Source organism: Rhodococcus tukisamuensis NBRC 100609 (assembly GCF_001894985.1).
GTDB lineage: Bacteria > Actinomycetota > Actinomycetes > Mycobacteriales > Mycobacteriaceae > Rhodococcus_G > Rhodococcus_G tukisamuensis.
Map to the genome: position 1 here is coordinate 1 of NZ_BCXG01000032.1, position 18536 is coordinate 18536.

16 protein-coding genes and 1 pseudogene are annotated in these 18536 nt (G+C 68.8%); 10 read left to right on the top strand and 7 right to left on the bottom strand.

What is annotated here, in order from left to right; all coding sequences use genetic code 11:
- Window positions 1-117: 117 nt before the first annotated feature.
- A complete protein-coding gene (locus tag RT2_RS22410; protein WP_139191283.1) occupies window positions 118-423 on the bottom strand; it encodes a hypothetical protein in 306 nt (101 codons plus the stop codon).
- 464 nt (window positions 424-887) lie between these two features.
- On the opposite strand from RT2_RS22410, the gene RT2_RS22415 reads away from it, so the two are divergent.
- From RT2_RS22415 to RT2_RS25655, 4 genes are all read left to right on the top strand, one after another.
- A complete protein-coding gene (locus tag RT2_RS22415; RefSeq protein ID WP_072847024.1) occupies window positions 888-1097 on the top strand; it encodes a heavy-metal-associated domain-containing protein in 210 nt (69 codons plus the stop codon).
- A gap of 8 nt (window positions 1098-1105) precedes the next feature.
- A complete protein-coding gene (locus RT2_RS22420; RefSeq protein ID WP_072847025.1) occupies window positions 1106-2002 on the top strand; it encodes a DUF8832 domain-containing protein in 897 nt (298 codons plus the stop codon).
- Between the two features lies 1 nt (window position 2003).
- Window positions 2004-4277 (top strand): heavy metal translocating P-type ATPase, encoded by a 2274-nt coding sequence (locus RT2_RS22425; RefSeq protein WP_072847026.1) that lies wholly within the window; start codon window positions 2004-2006, stop codon window positions 4275-4277.
- A 1588-nt stretch (window positions 4278-5865) separates the two neighbouring features.
- Window positions 5866-6084 (top strand): hypothetical protein, encoded by a 219-nt coding sequence (locus RT2_RS25655; protein ID WP_139191285.1) that lies wholly within the window; start codon window positions 5866-5868, stop codon window positions 6082-6084.
- A gap of 1093 nt (window positions 6085-7177) precedes the next feature.
- On the opposite strand, the gene RT2_RS22430 is transcribed toward RT2_RS25655, so the two are convergent.
- On the bottom strand, window positions 7178-7441 hold the full coding sequence (locus RT2_RS22430) for a hypothetical protein (RefSeq protein WP_139191287.1): 264 nt from the start codon (window positions 7439-7441) through the stop codon (window positions 7178-7180).
- 509 nt (window positions 7442-7950) lie between these two features.
- Here RT2_RS22430 and RT2_RS25215 point away from each other — a divergent pair.
- Window positions 7951-8166, top strand: a pseudogene (locus RT2_RS25215) (hypothetical protein); the annotation flags it as partial.
- A gap of 52 nt (window positions 8167-8218) precedes the next feature.
- Here the strand turns inward: RT2_RS25215 and RT2_RS26050 are convergent.
- The 3 genes from RT2_RS26050 to RT2_RS22445 form a co-directional block, all read right to left on the bottom strand.
- Window positions 8219-8458: a hypothetical protein gene (locus RT2_RS26050; protein WP_169888495.1), complete on the bottom strand. Its 240-nt coding sequence runs from the start codon at window positions 8456-8458 to the stop codon at window positions 8219-8221.
- Window positions 8459-8655: 197 nt separating this feature from the next.
- Window positions 8656-9558: a 16S rRNA (adenine(1518)-N(6)/adenine(1519)-N(6))-dimethyltransferase RsmA gene (rsmA, locus tag RT2_RS22440; protein WP_072847029.1), complete on the bottom strand. Its 903-nt coding sequence runs from the start codon at window positions 9556-9558 to the stop codon at window positions 8656-8658.
- Between the two features lie 73 nt (window positions 9559-9631).
- Entirely contained in the window at window positions 9632-10759 is a 1128-nt protein-coding gene (locus RT2_RS22445) for a resuscitation-promoting factor (RefSeq protein WP_072847030.1), read from the bottom strand.
- 219 nt (window positions 10760-10978) lie between these two features.
- Between RT2_RS22445 and RT2_RS22450 the strand changes: the two genes are divergently transcribed.
- Together RT2_RS22450 and RT2_RS22455 are read left to right on the top strand one after the other, a co-directional pair.
- Entirely contained in the window at window positions 10979-12436 is a 1458-nt protein-coding gene (locus RT2_RS22450) for an amino acid ABC transporter substrate-binding protein/permease (protein ID WP_083577556.1), read from the top strand.
- Entirely contained in the window at window positions 12433-13182 is a 750-nt protein-coding gene (locus tag RT2_RS22455; protein WP_072847031.1) for an amino acid ABC transporter ATP-binding protein, read from the top strand. Before RT2_RS22450 ends, RT2_RS22455 begins: the two co-directional genes overlap by 4 nt.
- Window positions 13183-13199: 17 nt before the next feature.
- Here RT2_RS22455 and RT2_RS22460 read toward each other — a convergent pair whose 3' ends face one another.
- Both RT2_RS22460 and RT2_RS22465 read right to left on the bottom strand, forming a co-directional pair.
- The gene (locus tag RT2_RS22460; protein ID WP_072847032.1) at window positions 13200-13736 is read right to left on the bottom strand and encodes a DUF6578 domain-containing protein; all 537 of its coding nucleotides are present in this window, start codon (window positions 13734-13736) and stop codon (window positions 13200-13202) included.
- A 98-nt stretch (window positions 13737-13834) separates the two neighbouring features.
- Window positions 13835-14662 carry a TatD family hydrolase gene (locus RT2_RS22465; protein WP_072847033.1) on the bottom strand — a complete coding sequence of 276 codons (828 nt, stop codon included), beginning with the start codon at window positions 14660-14662 and terminating at the stop codon, window positions 13835-13837.
- A 166-nt stretch (window positions 14663-14828) separates the two neighbouring features.
- Between RT2_RS22465 and RT2_RS22470 the strand changes: the two genes are divergently transcribed.
- The 3 genes from RT2_RS22470 to RT2_RS22480 are packed head-to-tail and all read left to right on the top strand — an operon-like array spanning window position 14829 to window position 18509.
- Entirely contained in the window at window positions 14829-15674 is an 846-nt protein-coding gene (locus RT2_RS22470) for an SDR family oxidoreductase (RefSeq protein WP_072847058.1), read from the top strand.
- A 56-nt stretch (window positions 15675-15730) separates the two neighbouring features.
- Complete coding sequence (gene metG / locus RT2_RS22475) at window positions 15731-17296, top strand: methionine--tRNA ligase (RefSeq protein WP_072847034.1); 1566 nt, start codon at window positions 15731-15733, stop codon at window positions 17294-17296.
- 31 nt (window positions 17297-17327) lie between these two features.
- Window positions 17328-18509, top strand: a complete 1182-nt coding sequence (locus RT2_RS22480) for a DUF2786 domain-containing protein (protein WP_072847035.1) — start codon at window positions 17328-17330, stop codon at window positions 18507-18509.
- The last annotated feature ends 27 nt before the right edge of the window (window positions 18510-18536 follow it).

Below are 18536 nucleotides of genomic sequence, written 5' to 3' on the forward strand. Positions count from 1 at the left end.
TGTGTCTTCCGAGCCGATCTGGTCTGGCGCCCTCGCCGCCCGTGCGCCTTTGCCTGCAGCTCTACCGCAACGGTGCACGGGGCGGAGCGGGTCGCACCGCCCCTTACGACGGATCCCCTACTGGCCGTAGCAGATCACGTGGGGGCAGCCAACCGGCATCTCACTGCCGTTTGCCACGTAGTAGGGAAAGAGCGCCGCGACGACGATCGCCTCGAAAAGCGCCACCTTAACCCCGTCGCTGGATCCGGTGGGGGCTGCGACGGATTCGGCCGGCAGGAGAGATCCGGCGGGGGCGGCGGCCGCGACACCGGACCCGGCCGCGACGCCACCGGCCAGCACGGCCGAGGCCACAACAATGGAAGCGAAACGACCCGCCCTGGGACTGCGCATATCTTGATGCTCCGATCGGTTGGTGGTGAACACGGAAGCTTCGGCAGCATCGGATCTCACCGATCACCATGCGCCGCGAGTGACCATACCAACGAAGACCAGACCGAGTGCGGGAACGCAGACTGTTGCCACACAAGACAATTCGTTGAACGCAACGCCCAATGACAAGGCCGCGTCCGGCGAGCACCCCCGGCCCGCGGATTGCGATCGGCCACGCTGAAATCGAGACCCTTCGACGCCAGCCAGTTCTCCCCGACAAAGAGACCTTCCGACTTCCATTTCTGTGTCGGTCCCGGGATCTTCGTCCGGTTCATTTCGATCGCTCCTCCACGTGTTCCAACAACTGCCGCGGCGCGATCGCCGCATTCGACCTTCACCCCCTGGGGGCACAAGCGCCGATCGGCCCAGGGTTGCACTAGGTACCCCCTGGGGGTATGTTCATTCCTCACAAGCCCTACCCCCCATCGGTATGGGATACTTGACTCGAGGAGATTGACATGGAGATCACCAACTACACCGTCACCGGGATGACCTGCGGACACTGCGCCGGATCCGTGCGCCAGGAGGTCGGCAAACTCGACGGGGTCACCGACATCGCCGTCGACGTCCCGAGAGGCCGCCTCACCGTCACCAGTTCCGTGCCCCTCGCGCCAGCCGCCGTAGTCGGCGCGGTCGAAGAGGCCGGATACGCCGCCGGCCCCGCCTAGGAGCGGTCATGAAAACCTCCACCACACTCGTCGCCTACACCGGGGGCCTCGCCGTGATCTTCGCGGCGGCCTTCGGGGTGGGCGCCGTCACCGGGAGCCCGATCGACATGTCGAACGACCACACCGGCCACACCACGACCACCACCGTCGACACGGGCCACACCGACCACCCCGCCGCCGGCCCGGCCACCCCCGCCGGCCTGCAGGCCTCGGAGCAGGGCTACACCCTCTCGGAGATCACCGCCCCGGCCGAGGCGAACCGCCCCGGCACCCTCGACTTCCGGATCCTCGGTCCGACCGGGGATCCCGTCACCGCGTTCGACGACCAGCACGAGAAGAAGCTGCACCTGATCGTGGTCCGCACCGACACCAGCGGATTCCGGCACGTGCACCCGGCGCTCGCCGCCGACGGCACCTGGTCTCTCGACTGGACCTGGGACCGCGCCGGCAGCTACCGGGTGTTCGCCGATTTCCAGCCGACCGACGGACCGGGCCTCACCCTCGGCCGGGGCGTCGACGTCGCGGGCGAGTTCGCTCCCGAGTCCCTGCCCGCCGAGTCACGGGTAGCCGAGGTCGACGGCTACCGGGTCACCCTCGACGGCGACGTCAGCACCGCCGGCGGTCCGCTGACGCTGAGCGTCACGCGCGCCGGCGCACCGGTGACCGACCTGCAGCCCTACCTCGGCGCCTACGGGCACCTGGTCGCGCTGCGTACCGGCGACCTCGCCTACCTGCACGTGCACCCGCACGGCGAGCCGGGCGACGGCGTCACCCCCGCGGGCCCGGACGTCACCTTCCACGCCCAGGCGCCGAGCGCCGGCACCTACCGGCTGTTCCTCGACTTCCAGCACGAGAACGTGGTCCGCACAGCGGAATTCACGGTCACCACCCACGAAGGCCACTGACATGAGCGCCGAGTACCTCGCCCCCACCGCACCCGCGTCCACCGACAGCATCGAACTCGCCATCGGCGGCATGACCTGCGCGTCCTGCGCCGCCCGCATCGAGAAGCGGCTCAACAAGCTCGACGGCGTCACCGCCACGGTGAACTACGCCACCGAGAAGGCCAAGGTCGTGCTCGACGACGCTGCCGGCGCACTGTCCCCCGCCGACCTCGTCGCCGAGGTCGAGAAGGCCGGGTACTCGGCCACCGTGCCCACCCCACCCGCGCAGCAGCAGGACACCTCGGCAGGCGAACCCGAGGACGAGTCGTCCCGGGCGCTGGCCGCGCTGCGAACCCGCCTGATCGTCGCGACCGTGCTCTCGGTCCCGGTGATCGCGATGGCGATGGTGCCGGCGCTGCAGTTCACCAACTGGCAGTGGCTCTCGCTGACGCTGGCCGCGCCGGTCATCGTGTGGGCGGGCCTGCCGTTCCACCGCGCCACCTGGACCAATCTCAAGCACGGCGCCGCCACCATGGACACCCTGATCACGGTCGGCACGTCCGCCGCGTTCCTGTGGTCGCTGTACGCACTGTTCTTCGGCACCGCCGGCACCCCCGGCATGACCCACGCCTTCGAGCTGACCATCGGCCGCTCCGACGGCGCGGCCAACATCTACCTCGAGGTCGCCGCCGGCGTCATCACCTTCGTGCTGGCCGGACGCTACTTCGAGCAGCGATCCAAGCGGCAGGCCGGGGCCGCGCTGCGGGCGCTGCTGGAACTGGGCGCCAAGGAGGTCTCGGTCCTGCGCGACGGCCGTGAGACCCGCATCCCCGCAAGCGAACTCGCGGTCGGCGAGGAGTTCGTCGTCCGCCCGGGCGAGAAGATCGCCACCGACGGCGTCGTCACCTCGGGCCGCTCCGCGGTGGACCTGAGCATGCTCACCGGCGAGTCGGTGCCGGTCGAGGTCGAGGCCGGCGACGCCGTCGTCGGCGCCACCGTCAACGCTGGTGGCCGGCTGGTGGTCCGGGCGACCCGGGTCGGCGCCGACACCCAGCTCGCCCAGATGGCGGCGCTGGTGGAGGACGCGCAGAACGGCAAGGCCGACGTGCAGCGCCTGGCGGACAAGATCGCCGGCGTGTTCGTGCCGATCGCCATCGCGATCGCCGTGGCCGCGCTGGGCTACTGGATCGGCACCGGCAACCCCCTGGAGATGGCGTTCACCGCGGCCGTCGCCGTGCTGATCATCGCCTGCCCCTGCGCCCTCGGGCTGGCGACGCCGACCGCGCTGCTGGTCGGCACCGGGCGCGGCGCGCAGCTGGGCATCCTGATCAAGGGACCCGAGGTGCTCGAGTCGACCCGCCGGGTGGACACCGTGGTGCTGGACAAGACCGGCACCGTCACCACCGGCGCGATGGCGCTGGTCGACGTGGTCACCGCCGCGGGCACCGACCGTGCGGAGGCCCTGCGACTGGCCGGCGCACTCGAGCACGCCTCCGAGCACCCGATCGCCCGGGCCATCGCCCACGCCGCGGCCGAGGCCGGGGAGCTGCCCGCCGTCGAGAGCTTCGAGAACGTCGAGGGCCGCGGCGTCCAGGGCGTCGTCGACGGGCATGCCGTCGTCGCCGGCCGGGAGTCGCTGCTCGAGGACTGGTCGCTGCACCTGCCCGCCGAGCTGCGGGCGGCCAAGTCCGAGGCCGAGAACGCCGGGCAGACCGTGATCGCGGTCGGCTGGGACGGCAGCGCGCGGGCCGTGCTAGTGGTCGCCGACGCCGTCAAACCCACCAGCGCCCAGGCGATCTCGGAACTCAAGGCGCTGGGACTGACGCCGATCCTGCTGACCGGCGACAACGAGGCGGTGGCCCGGACCGTGGCCGCGCAGGTGGGCATCGACGAGGTGGTCGCCGAGGTGATGCCCGCCGACAAGGTGGACGTGATCGCCCGCCTGCAGGCCGAGGGGAAGGTCGTCGCGATGGTCGGCGACGGCGTCAACGACGCTGCCGCCCTGGCGAAGGCCGACCTGGGCCTGGCGATGGGCACCGGCACCGACGTGGCCATCGAGGCCAGCGACATCACGCTGGTCCGCGGCGACCTGCGCTCGGCCGCCGACGCGATCCGGCTCTCCCGCCGGACGCTCGGAACCATCAAGGGCAACCTGTTCTGGGCCTTCGCCTACAACGCGGCGGCGATCCCGCTGGCCGCGGCGGGCCTGCTCAACCCGATGCTCGCCGGCGCCGCGATGGCGTTCTCGAGCGTCTTCGTGGTGAGCAACAGCCTGCGGCTGCGCCGGTTCCGGTAGCGGCGACTGCCCTCGGCAGCCTCGAAGACGACTACGACAACACCCTCACCTAGTCGACGATCGGGCTGTTCAAGACACCGAGGTGGTCTCGTTTCGTGGCCCGGTCGGGATCTCTTCCCTTGCGGCGTAAGAACTTTGCAATGTTCCGAACACCGACGAGTCGAAGCAGGCCGATCGCAAGGTTCCGCACACAGGCCAACCGGACAACCCGGATGGCCTGCGGACCGAAGGTGAAGATGGTGCGGCAGGCACGGCGGGATCCGAAAGGTCATCTGGCGGCAGAACCTTCATGATCACGGTCCTGCCGTACCTACCCCGTTTCCCTTACCTCGACGGTGTATCGTCTCCGCTTTCCTGCAGGTCAGCGGCGCAGCCGAGGATTTACCCCCAATTCCCCCCCATGCCCCTATCGGGGTCTCCAAGCCCCAAAGCCACCATGACGTAGTACCCGATCAAGCCTTCAACAGAACCCATGACGAAGCCCCCTTCAACAGTGGTACCCGACGACGCCTCCCACGCACCTGCCGGGCGCGCCGACCCGGCGCTACGCGGCAGCCTACACAGACGGCGCCGAGCCGAGCCCTGATTCGAATTACTTGCAGCATTCGACTATTCGTCGAACACGAACGAACCGGCAGGAGTGGGCCAGACGTTCGCCAAACGCACAACGCGGCGGCGCTTCTCACGTACCCGTCAGCAACGTCGTCCGACGCTGCGCTGGATCATGGCGACGCCGAGTCGATCCGAATACTGTTGCTTCGCAGAGCTGATCGTCAGACAGGACGGGCGCCCGGGAGATCCCCGGACACCCGTCGTCGTGCGACTGCCGTCAGCCACCGAGGCCGGGTTCAGAGGAATGGACTCACCCCAAACAGTTGGCGCCTGTCCGTACGGGCATGCCCACTTTGCCGAACGACTGATACTGCTGACCCCCACCGGCAAGGGCCAATCACTGGCACCAGCGCCATACGCGATAGATATTCGAATACTGTTGCCGCACTTAAGAATTAGTTGAACGCTACCGGCCCCGGGCGGAACCCCAGCAGGATCACAGCGACGTCGAGAGTCTCGCCGAGACTGGGCTCGGCACCCACCCTCACCCCTGCCCCGGGCAGGGACCCTGGCACCCGGGGGGCATCATCCCGGAGGATTCCACGATGATCCGCAACGAAGACATCGCGATTATGATCCCGTCGGCGATGATCGCTTGGGCGAAATGGATCGGATCCGGGGCGTCCACGACGAGCGAACCCGTTTCGGGGGACGACTCGGTGGATGCGGCGGCGGCAGAGCCAGATCCAGCGGCGAGACCACCGGCCAGCATCCCGGACGCGACAACGAGGGATGCGATACGACGCTTGTTGGGACCGAACATTCAAAGGCTCCAATCATCTGAAGAGCTCGCACATGCAGCGATACCCCTATGGACGCACCGACACCATGCGGCTCACCCGGCGCCGCGCAAACATACATCGCAGGATTGAGACCAGTGCGGGATTTCGAATATGATTGCCACACTCGATAATTGGTTGCACACTACTCTTTGCGAGCGAGTGCCGGAGACAGCTCCCGTGGCGTCGACCGACTCGTGACTTCTAGGCCGTGCCGGCGAGCGTTCGAAGGCCGCGGCACCGAGGACTTCGCCGGTGCGGCAGCATGGTTGACACCGTCGCCGACCATCGCGACGACCTTTCCCTCGGCCTCGACCTGGTCCCGGCGATGGGCACCGGCCCTCGCCGGCGCCGCGATGGCGTTCTCGAGCCTCTTCGCGGTGAGCAACAGCCTGCGGTTGCAGCGGTTCAAGTAGAGGCGACTGCGCTGTCCAGCACCCACACATCCGAATTCTGATGCCCACCTAAGCCTGGCCGGCACCATCCCAAGGCTCATGACTTGCGGTTCCCAGCAAAATGATCGGAACGGCGATCAAGTAACCGAGGAATCGGAGGGGGTTCGCCATGATCTGATCCATTGATCCGGTCGGAACGGCCGCGACGGATTCGGCCGGCAGGAGGGATCCGGCGGGTGCCGCGGACGCGGCGCCCGACCCGGCGGCGAGGCCACCGACCAGCACGGCCGAGGCAACAACCATGGAAGCGAGACGACCTGCCCTGGGACTACGCATATCTCGATCTCCGATCAATTGGTGGTGGACATGAACTCGTCGGCAGCTGGATCTCACCGATCCCGCATTCGACGAGGCCACCGTACCAACGGCGGCCTGGCCGAGCGCAGGAATACGTATACTGTTGCCATACAGGATAATTCGTTGAACACAACGCCATGCGAACAGTCGCACCCAGGGAACGCCCCTCGGCCCACGCATTGCGCTTGACCACGCTGAAGTCGGGATACCCCGGCACCAGCCAGTTCTCACCGTGGCGACGGGTTGACACAGTTCAATGCCGTGACGACCAGACAACCCGGATGGCCTGCGGACCGCAGGGTGAAGATGGTGCGGCAGGCACGGCGGGACCCAAAAGGTCGTCTGGCGTCAGAATCTTCATGATCAACGGTCCCGCCGTACCTACCCCATTCTCTTACCTCAACGGCGTGCCGTCTCCGCTTTGCTGCAGGTCAGCGGCGCAGACAACGAATTTTCCTCAGCCCTGATCTCCCCCATGCCGTCGAGGCCGGCGACATCACCCTGGTCCGCGGCGACCTGCGCTCGGCCGCTGAGCCTCCCGGCGGGCGCTCGGCACCATCAAGGGCAACCCGTTCTGGGCGTTCTCCTACCCCAACCTGTCTCGGCCCCAGGATCCGGGAACCTGAGGTCGTCGTGGACAACCTCCCAACGGAAACCTTGTCCGCGTTGGACTCTCACGCCACGGTGCGCATCCTCGCCTGACCGGGTCTACGTCCGCCGCGGCTGGGCACGGCTGACACCCTCACCAGACCGGACGTCACCCCTGCCCCTCGCAGGTGCCCTGGCAGCCGTCATATATCCCGGTGGATCCCAGGATGACCCACAGAGGAATGTTGATCCCGAAGAAGATGATCTTTTCGGCGACACGGATCGGATTCGGGTCGCTGAAGATGACCTCCACGGAGGACATCGAGTCCTCGGTGGATGCGGCAGCGGCGCCGGAACCGGCGGCAAGGCCCCCGGCCAGCACACCGGAAGCGACGACAAGAGATGCGATACGACGCGTGTTGAGACCAAGCATTCAGAGGCTCCAATCATCTGAAGAGCTCGCACATGCAGCGATACTCCTGCGGACGCGCCGACACCATGGTGTTCGTCCAGCGCCGCGCAAACATACATCCCGGGGTTCCCGCCGGTGCTGGAACTCGCATACTGTTGCCGCCCTTGATGATTCGTTGAACACAACTACCCATCACGGGCGACTACACTTTCGCCAGGCGGACGAATGCCGCGGCGTCGTGGTCTCGCCGCGGACCGACAGGCCGATGCCAGCCGCGACCAGTACCTCGCCAAAGCTGCAGGCCTTGACGTTGGGAATCTCGCAGATCTTGGTGCCCGGGGCTGCGGCGAGACGGCCCGCGACCTCGGCCCGCCCCGGCACCCGGGGACTGCTGTCCCGGTGGATCCCAGGATGATCCACAAGGGATGTTGAACCCGAAGTAGATGATCGCTCGGGCGGCATGGATCGGATCCGGGTCGATGAATACGGAGTCCACGCCGGCCGAACCCGCTCGGGGAACGGCTCGGTGGATGGCGGCGGCCGCCGCCATCCGGCTCTCCCGCCGGACGCTCGGCACCCGGACGCTCGGCACCATCAAGTGAAACCTGTTCTGGGCCTTCGCCTACAACGCGGCGGCGATCCCGCTGGCCGCGGCCGGCCTGCTCAACCCGATGCTGGCCGGCGCCGCGATGGCATGCTCGAGCGTCTTCGCGGTGAGCAACAGCCTGCGGCTGAGCCGGTTCAAGTACAGCGGCTGCGCCGGTCACGGCAGCGGGTCGCAACGACCCGCTCCGGGTCCTATCCGATGCCGTAGCAGACGACGTTGGGGCAGCCTCGAGCGCTCCCGGTCGGGAGTTCCGCCAGGACGCCGAAGATTGCAGCGCCAATGTCGGAGGGAAGAGTGGCGACCGACCCGGTCGGCGGGAGGGATTCGACGGGGGCGGCGGAGGCGGTGCCCGCTCCGGCGGCCAGGCCGCCGGTCAGCGCTGCCGAGACGAGAACCGTGGCCGCGAGACGACGCATCGTGGGACGGGGCATGTACGAACTCCATTCAGAGGCGACAATTGGGTCGCGCATCGGCGGCGTCGTATCGACCGGCGGTGAGCACGCTGCGCGTCACCGTACAGACGAAGGGCCGATCCGGCACAGGAATCCGCATACTGTTGCCACACTTGGCAATTCGTTATATTCAATAGATTCTGAACGGAGCCTGCTTCTCCGATGCCGGTGCCGCGTCATCCGATCGGGTCGAGCGGCTCGACCGCGGCCAGGCGGACGAAGGCCGCGGCGTCGAGGGTCTCGCCGCGGGCGGACGGTGCGATGCCCGCCGCGACCAGTCGGCGCTCGGCCTCCACCGGCGAGCCGGCCCAGCCGGCGAGCGCGGCGCGGAGGGTCTTGCGGCGCTGCGCGAAGGCCGCGTCGACGACGGCGAATACCTTGCGGCGGTTCTCCTCGTCGATCGGCCACGGTGCGGTGGCGTAGCGGTCCACCCGGACCAGTCCGGAGTCCACCTTCGGGACCGGCCAGAACACATGCGGTCCGACGGATCCGGTGCGGCGCACCTCACCGAAGAAGCAGGCCTTGACGCTGGGGATGCCGTAGATCTTGCTGCCCGGGGCGGCGGCGAGGCGGTCCGCGACCTCGGCCTGCACCATCACCAGCGCCGTGCGCAGGCTCGGGAACTCGCAGAAAAGGTGCAGCAGCACCGGCACCGCCACGTTGTACGGCAGGTTCGCGACCAGTGCCGTCGGCGCGGCGGGCAGGTCCGCGGGCATCACCTTCATGGCGTCCGCGCCCACCACGGTGAGCCGGTCCGCGAGTTCCGGGGCCCGCTCGGCCGCCGTCTTCGGGAGCCGGGCGGCGAGCACCGGGTCGATCTCCACCGCGATCACCGAGTCGACCACGTCCATCAGCGCGAGGGTCAGCGAGCCCAGACCGGGGCCCACCTCGAGCACCACGTCGTCGCGGCCGACCCCGGCCGTGTTCACGATGCGGCGCACGGTGTTGGCGTCGTGCACGAAGTTCTGGCCGAGCTGTTTGGTGGGGCGTACCCCGAGTTCGGCGGCGAGCGCGCGCACCTCGACGGGTCCCAGCAGGCCGGCCTGACCACGCGGCGCGTTCACGTCGGGGGTTGTCACAGGGGGTTCACCTCGGCGTTTGTCACAGCAGTGAACCTATCGCCTCGCGTGAGCTGGCGGGAAATCCGGCGGTTCAGCGCACACCGAGTCGGGACGAGCAGGACGGCCAGGCGCCCCAGCCCTGGGTCCGCTGGGTCTTGGTGGCGATGGCGATCTGCTCCTCGCGGGTGGCCAGGTCGGCGCGGGGCGCGTACTTCAGTCCGCCCTGACGCTCCCAGGTGTTCTGGTCGAACTGCACGCCGCCGTAGTAGCCGTTGCCGGTGTTGATGGCCCAGTTGCCCGTCGCCTCGCACTTCGCCAGCGCATCCCAGGTGGACCCGTTGGTGACCTCGGGCACCTCGGTGCCCGGCTTGGCGCCGACCCGGACGACCTTGGCCTGGCCGGGGGTGGTGACAACCTTGCCGACCTCGGTGCGGGAGGTCTCGACGCCGTTGACCAGGGTCACCGCGAAGGTCACGTCGTGCACGCCCGGGGCCCCGGGGTGCTCGACCACGGTGCGGCTCATGTTCATCGTCGGGTCCTCGATCCGCTGCGGCTCCGGCTCGAACGGCAGCGTCTCGGTGCGGTTCTCGGTGCGGGTACGGGTGACCGTCACCTGCATGCCCTCGGTGACCGGGGCGTCGGCGGCGGGTTCGACGGTGTCGGCCGCCCCGAGCGGCGCGCCCTGCGCGTCGAGCAACTCGCCGACGGTGGGGGCCGCCAGCCTCACCTCGGCCGGGGCCGCGCCGCCGTCGACCAGGCGCACCAGCTTCGGGCTGACCACGTCGAGGTTCGCGCCGTCGAGCGGCAGGCGCTGCGACCGCGACGCCGAGACGTGGACGTCGCCGCCCAGCCGCTCCTGCGAGAGCGCCTCGTCGACGGTCAACGCCGTGGTCCACACCGTCCGCGGCTGCCCGTCGACGTTCAGGGTCAGCTCCCGGGCCCGGCGCAGCACCACCGTCTGTCCGTCGGTCACCTTGGCGCCGATGGACGGTGCCACCACGTCCTTGTCGCCGACCGAGTACCCGGCGTCCGCGAGCACCCCGGTCACGTCGCGGGACATGGTGCTCAGCGCGATCGTCTCGCCGTCCACGTCCAGGGTGACCGTCTTGTGCGAGAGCACCGCGAGCCCACCACCCGCCAGCAGCGTCAGCAGCAGTGCGCCGACGACGAGCCGGAGGGCGGGCGAGTTGGACTTGTTGATCCGATCGAGACGCGACACACGAATTCCTGAGGCTGTTCGGTAACTGGATGACAACATCCAGCCTTATTCGGTCACAGTACGGTAACGAGAGAACGACGGTCCGGCAACCAGTTGGCATCCTCGGGCCGCCCGATTACGGACACACGCGCCGTCGTGACCTGTACAAACCGGCCGTCAGGGTTAATCTCGAATCCCTTGTCACACCCCCGCGAACGGCACCTCGGAAAGCTGGTTCGGATGCACACACGTTCACGCCGGAGCCTCACGCGCCTGCCCGCCCTGCTGGGGGTCCTCGCGCTCCTGGCCCTGATGTTCGGCACCGGCGCCGCGGCCGCACAGACCGAGTCCGACAAGACCTACGTCATCGCCACCGACGTCACGTTCGCACCGTTCGAGTTCCAGAACGAGCAGGGCGACTTCGTCGGCATCGACATGGACCTGCTGAAGGCCATCGCCGCGGACCAGGGCTTCAAGTACACGGTCAAGCCGCTCGGGTTCAACGCCGCCGTGCAGGCCCTGCAGTCACGCCAGGTCGACGGTGTCATCGCCGGCATGTCGATCACCGACGAACGCAAGCTCGTCTTCGACTTCTCCGACCCCTACTTCGACTCCGGCGTGCAGATGGCGGTGGCGAAGTCGAACGACGACATCGAGTCCTACGAGGACCTGCGCGGCAAACGGGTCGCGGTCAAGACCGGCACCGAGGGCGCGATGTTCGCCGACTCCATCAAGGGCAAGTACGGCTTCACCACCGTCACCTTCGACGACTCCGCCAGCATGTACGACGACGTCAAGACCGGTAACTCCGTCGCCGTCTTCGACGACTACCCGGTGCTGCTGTACGGCATCGCACAGGGCAACGGGCTCAAGGCGGTGGGTGAGAAGGAGGCCGGCAACTCCTACGGGTTCGCGGTCTCGAAGGGCCAGAACGCCGAGCTGCTGACCAAGTTCAACGCCGGGCTGGCGAACACGCGGGCCAGCGGGCAGTACGACGAGATCCTGGACACCTACCTCGGTGAGGGGGCGCAGCAGGCCCAGGGCGGCAACACCTTCTTCTCCCTGCTCAAGGACAGCTTCCCGCTGCTGATGAAGGGCCTGTGGCTGACGATCGTCCTCACGGTCGTGTCGTTGGCGATCGCGCTGGTGCTCGGCCTTGTCTTCGGCTTCTTCCGGGTCTCGACCAGCCGGATCCTGCGTGGCATCGGCGTCACCTACGTCGACATCTTCCGCGGTACCCCGCTGCTGGTGCAGGCCTTCTTCATCTACTTCGGCATCCCCGCCGCGCTGGACTTCCAGATGCCGGCGATGACCGCAGGCATCATCACGCTGAGCCTCAACGCCGGCGCCTACATCACCGAGATCATCCGCGGCGGCATCCAGTCCGTCGACAAGGGACAGATGGAGGCCGCGCGCAGCCTCGGCATGGGCTACCTGCCCGCGATGCGCAAGGTGGTGCTGCCGCAGGCGGTGCGCACGATGATGCCGTCGTTCGTCAACCAGGCGGTGATCACGCTCAAGGACACCTCGATCCTGTCGGTGATCGGCATCGCCGAGCTCACCCAGACCGGCAAGATCATCATCGCGAGGAACTTCGAGTCCTTCAACATGTGGCTGATCGTGGGCATCTTCTACTTCGTCATCATCATGGCCCTGACCAAGCTGTCCGACCGGCTCGAGAAGAGGATCAACGCGTGAGCGATTCCGTCACCACCGACATCAAGATCCGGGTCACCGGCCTGCGCAAGTCCTTCGGCGACAACGAGGTGCTCAAGGGCATCGACGTCGACATCGAGAGCGGCGAGGTGGTCTGTGTGATCGGGCCGTCCGGCTCCGGCAAGAGCACCTTCCTGCGCTGCCTCAACAAGCTCGAGGACATCACCGGCGGCACGGTGGTGGTGGACGGGTTCGACCTGACCGACCAGAAGGTCGACATCGACAAGGTCCGCCAGCACATCGGCATGGTGTTCCAGCACTTCAACCTGTTCCCGCACATGACCGCGCTGGAGAACGTGATGCTGGCGCCGGTGCAGACCAAGCGGGCCACCAAGGCGGAGGCCCGCGAGACCGGGCAGCGGCTGCTGGCGCAGGTGGGGCTGGCGGAGAAGGCGGACGCCAAGCCGGCCAGCCTGTCCGGCGGCCAGAAGCAGCGGGTCGCGATCGCCCGGGCGCTGGCCATGAGCCCGGACATCATGCTCTTCGACGAGGCCACCAGCGCTCTGGACCCGGAGATGGTCGGCGAGGTGCTGCAGGTGCTGCGCGACCTCGCCGCGCAGGGCATGACCATGGTGGTGGTGACCCACGAGATGGGCTTCGCCCGCGAGGTCGCCGACCGGGTGATCTTCATGGCCGACGGCGTCATCGTCGAGCAGGGCCCGCCGGCCGACCTGTTCGGCAGCCCCCAGCACCCGCGCACCCAGGACTTCCTCGCGAAGGTGCTGTAGGCCGAGCGCGCGCCGCGTCAGCCCCGGACCGCCAGCTCCACCACCACGCCGGTCTGCTTGCGGCAGTCCATGCCGGACACGAAGGTCCCACTGCCGCCGAACCAGCTGGGGCTCTTCGATACCGAGGACCGCACCGCGGTCCCCGGGAGAGGGCACCAAGCGCCGATCTCGTTCTCGCGATAGAGCTCGTCCAGCAGGTACACGCCCAGGACCGAGCCGGTGGTGCTGTCGAATCCATCCGGGACATCCGCGCCGTGCACCGTCCCCCACAGCCGCCCGCGTAGCCCGGTGGGGTCGTCGGACAGGTCGTCAGGCGCGTCTCGCCAGTAGGCGCTTGCGCCACCGGCGCTGAGCTTGCGGCTGATCCGATCCCAGCGAACGGGTCGGTGGAAGACCTCCGGCTCGGTGTCGTCGGCGGTGAAGGCGAGCACCCACGTCGCCTCGCGGCCCACCTCGGGCGGTGGGGCACAGCACTCGATCTCCCACGCCGCGATGTACACGTCGATGGCGTCGACGCCGCGGTCGACGGGAGTCGAATTCGTGAACCCGTGCATTCGTCGCTTACCTTTGCGGCCCAATTTACTCGCCAAGCGTGCAGTTGCCGTCGCTCGCTCTCGGGCGATGCGACCGCAACTGCACGCTCGGCGCCGGGCTAGATGCGGTAGACCCGCCGGGCCGTCGCGGTCGACGCGGCCGCCAGGTCGAACGGGTCCTGGCCGCGGGTCTCCGCGAGCGAACGGACCGTGTACGGCAGGCAGTACGGCTCGTTCGGCGCGCCGCGGAACGGGTGCGGGGTGAGGTACGGCGCGTCGGTCTCGACCAGCAACTGGTCGTCCGGCACCAGCTTCGCGGCCTCGTGCAGCTCGCGGGCGTTGCGGAAGCTGACCGTGCCGGAGAAGCTCAGCACGTACCCGGCCTCCACGCAGGCCAACGCCATCGTCGCGTCGGACGAGAAACAGTGGAAGATCACGGTGTCCGGCGCGCCCTCGTCGAGCAGGACGGCCAGCAGGTCGTGGTCGGCCTCCCGGTTGTGGATCATCAGCGGCTTGCGCAGCCGCTTGGCCAGGTCGATGTGCCAGCGGAACCCCTCGACCTGTTCCTCCACCGTGGCGCAGCCGTCGAGCTTGCCGGGCCAGTAGTAGTCCAGACCGGTCTCCCCCACCGCGACGGTCCGCGGGTCCGCCGCGAGCCGTTCGATCTCCGCCTTCGTCGCGTCGTCGAGCACGTTGGCCCGGGTGGGATGGATCGAGACCGCGGCGTACACGCGCGGGTCCCAGTGCGCGGCGTCCACCGCGAACCGGGCCGCCGCCAGGTCGTCGGCGACGGTGACGACCTGGCCGACGCCGACCTTCTCGGCCCGGTCCACGATCGCCGCGACGGAGGCCGCGTCGACGGCGCCGCAGGCGTCGAGGTGGGTATGCGAGTCGATCAACGGCGCGAGCGGGGTGGGCAGATCCGGCGCCGGACGGTCTTTGCTCATGCGGCCATTGTCGTACGGCGGTGCGGTTGCCACGACACCCAGGCAGATCGCTGCGCCCGGTGGCCGCGAAGACCTCCCTGACCGGGACCGTGATCTGTCACGATGCAGAGGTCACTTCGTGACGACGGACAGCCGCACCGCGACGGGACCCGAGAGCGAGACCCACGTGAAGAAGAGAACACTCGTCGGAAGAGTCATCGCAGTGACCGGCGGCGCCCGCGGCATCGGGCGCGAGATCGCCGCCCAACTCGCCGAGTCCGGCGCGAAGGTGGCCATCGGCGACAAGGACGGCGACGCCGCCCGCGCCACCGCCGGCGAGCTGACCGGCACCACACTCGGCCTCGACCTCGATGTCGCGGACCGGGGCTCGTTCGCCGCCTTCCTCACCGAGGTCGAGGAACAGTGGGGTCCGCTCGACGTACTCGTCAACAACGCCGGGGTGATGTGGGTCGGCCCGTTCGACGAGGAGCCCGAGACGGCCCGGCGCCGCCAGTTCGACGTCAACGTGCACGGCGTCGTCAACGGCGTCACGCTCGCCGCGCCCGGTATGCGCGCCCGCGGCGCCGGCCACATCGTCACCGTCGCGTCGGCGGCCTCGAAGCTGGCGCCGCCCGGCGAGTCCAGCTACGCGGCGACCAAGCACGCGGTGTTCGGGTACCTGAGCGGCGTACGCGCGGAACTGTCCGGCAGCCGGGTCGAACTCTCGGTGGTGATGCCCACCGTGGTGAACACCGAACTCGCCGTCGGCACGGCCACCGGCGCCGCCGCGATGCTCGAGCCCGCCGACGTGGCCCGGGCGGTGGTCAAGGTGATCGAACGCCCGCGCTTCGAGGTGACGGTGCCCGGCTACCTCGGCCCCCTGGTCCGCGCGGTGAACGTGCTGCCTCGACCGGTCCGCGACCTGATCACCCGTTCGATGGTGCCGGACCAGGTAAGGGCCGTGCGGGGCTCGTCCGCCCGGACCGGCTACGAACGGCGCGTCCTCGGCTCCGACCCGACGCCCCGCAGCTGAGTGCGGACAGGTCTGCTCGTCACGTTTGCGCGCGGCGCAGTTAGAGTAGGCCCACCATGACTTCGCCCGCCTCCGCTTCCCGGCCCCCGTTCTACGTCACGACCGCCATCGCGTACCCGAACGGTGTCCCGCACGTCGGTCACGCCTACGAGTACATCTCCTCCGATGCGATCGCGCGGTTCAAGCGACTCGACGGGTTCGACGTGTTCTTCATGACCGGCACCGACGAGCACGGCCTGAAGATGCAGCAGACGGCGGCGAAGGAAGGCATCGACGTCCGCGACCTTGCCGCCCGGAACTCCGACCAGTTCGAGGCGCTGGACAAGGTCCTCGAGGTCTCGTTCGACCGCTTCATCCGGACCACCGACGCCGATCACGAGGCTGCCTGCCAGGTGCTCTGGCAGAAGATGGTCGAGTCCGGCGACATCTACCTCGACACCTACTCGGGCTGGTACTCGGTGCGCGACGAGGCGTTCCACTCCGAGGAGGAGACCACGCTGCTCGACGACGGCAGCCGCATCGCCACCGAGACCGGAACGCCGGTCGAGTGGACCGAGGAGTCGAACTACACGTTCCGGCTCTCGAAGTACCAGGACCGGCTCGTGGCGCTCTACGAGGAGAACCCGGACTTCATCGCGCCGTCCACCCGGCGCAACGAGATCGTCAGCTTCGTCAAGGGCGGCCTCAAGGACCTGTCGATCTCGCGGACCACCTTCGACTGGGGCATCCCGGTCCCCGGCGACCCGGGCCACGTCATGTACGTCTGGGTGGACGCGCTGGCGAACTACCTGACCGGCGCCGGCTACCCGGACGTCGACTCGGAGTCCTTCCGCAAGTTCTGGCCCGCCGACCTGCACATCATCGGCAAGGACATCTCCCGCTTCCACACCGTCTACTGGCCGGCCTTCCTGATGTCGGCCGGGCTGGAGCTGCCCAAGCGCGTCTTCGTGCACGGGTTCCTCTACAACAAGGGCGAGAAGATGTCGAAGTCGGTCGGCAACGTCGTCGACCCGCTCGAGATGGTCGAGCAGTACGGCCTCGACGCACTGCGGTTCTTCCTGCTGCGGGAGATCTCCTACGGCCAGGACGGCAGCTACAGCCACGAGGCGATCGTCACCCGGATGAACGCCGACCTGTCCAACGAGCTCGGCAACCTGGCGCAGCGCTCGCTGACCATGGTCGCCAAGAACTGCGACGCCCAGGTGCCCACCCCCGGCGAGCTGTCCGAGGACGACCGGGCGCTGCTCGCGAAGGCCGACGCGTTGCTCGAGACGGTGCGCGCCGACTTCGACAAGCAGGCGCTGCACCAGGCGCTCGAGGCGATCTGGCACGTGCTGGGCGAGACCAACCGGTACTTCTCGCAGCAGGAGCCGTGGGTGCTGCGCAAGACGGACCCGGCGCGGATGGCCACCGTCCTGTACACGACCCTCGAGGTGGTGCGCATCGTCGGCATCCTGGTGCAGCCGGTGATGCCGGGTTCCGCCGCGAAGATCCTGGACCTGCTGGGACAGGCGTCCGAGGCCCGCGACTTCGCGGCCATCGGCACCCGGATCGTGGCCGGGCACCCGCTGCCCGCGCCGTCGCCGGTGTTCCCGCGGTACGTGGAGCCCGACGCCGGCTGACGCTCGGCGTGACGTTGCGGGTGACGACGCTGTGAACGACGACGACGCACCGGGCGCCGAGGCACTGGCCCTCGTCGCGGCGGTGGCGGCGGCCTACGAACGCGGTTGGCAGCCCGCCGACCTGCTGCACGTGACCCGCCGCGGCGACGAGTCGCCGCCGGAACTCGCGGCGGCCGCCATGCTGTCCGAGGCGCGGCGCTCCCGCGCCGCGGAGCGGGCCCCGTCGGACTGGACCGGTCAGCTCGACGCCGTCGCCGAGCAGTACCCGGCGCAGGCCCGGCTCGTCGGGCAAGTGCCCGCCGGCGACCCGACCGGCCGGCACCTCGCCGCAGCCCTCACCGCAGGCCGGTCCGGCTTCTTCGGCTACCAGTTCGCCGAACTCGCCGCCGAGTGGAACCGGCTGCCGCCGTGGACGTTCCTCACCGACCCGCCGTCGCAGTGGCCGGCCGAAGGCACGACCCCGACTGCACAGTCACCGGGCGAAGACGCGGACGCGCCGGCCGCCGCGGCCGACCCCAAGATGCTGAACCGGATCCGGGGTCTGCTCACCAAGGCCGAGCGCACCGAGTTCACGCAGGAGGCCGAGACCTTCACGGCCAAGGCGCAGGAGCTGATGACGCGGTACGCGATCGACGCCGCCCTACTGCGCACTCGCGCCCACACCGGCCCGGCGAACGTCCGCAGTCGCCGCGTGCACCTCGACAATCCGTACGTCACGGAGAAGGTGCACCTGCTGACCGCGATCGGCGAGGCCAACCGGGTCCGCACCGTGTGGTTCGGCGACCTCTCCATCGCCGTCGCCGTCGGCACCCCGGCCGACCTGCAGCAGGTGAACCTGCTGTTCACCTCCCTGCTGGTGCAGGCCAACCGCACCCTGCAGTCGACCGCCGCGCAGGGTCGCAGCGGCGCGCGCACCACGGCGTTCCGCAAGGCGTTCCTGGCCGGGTTCGCCAGTCGGGTCGGGCAACGACTGCGTGAGGCCGATGCCCGGGCCACCGAGGCCGCGGCCGCCGACGAGTCCATGCCGGTGAGCGACCTGCTGCCGATCCTCGCGACCACGTCGGCGGCGGTGGAGGCGGAGTTCAACCGGCTGTTCCCCGGCACCCGGCGGTCCCGGGCCCGTTCGGTGGACGCGGGCGGATGGCACGCCGGCCGGGCCGCCGCGGACGACGCGTCCCTGACGCCGGGCGCCGGCCGGATCAATCGGAAGTAGCCCTGCCGACCTGCGACGACCGGACTT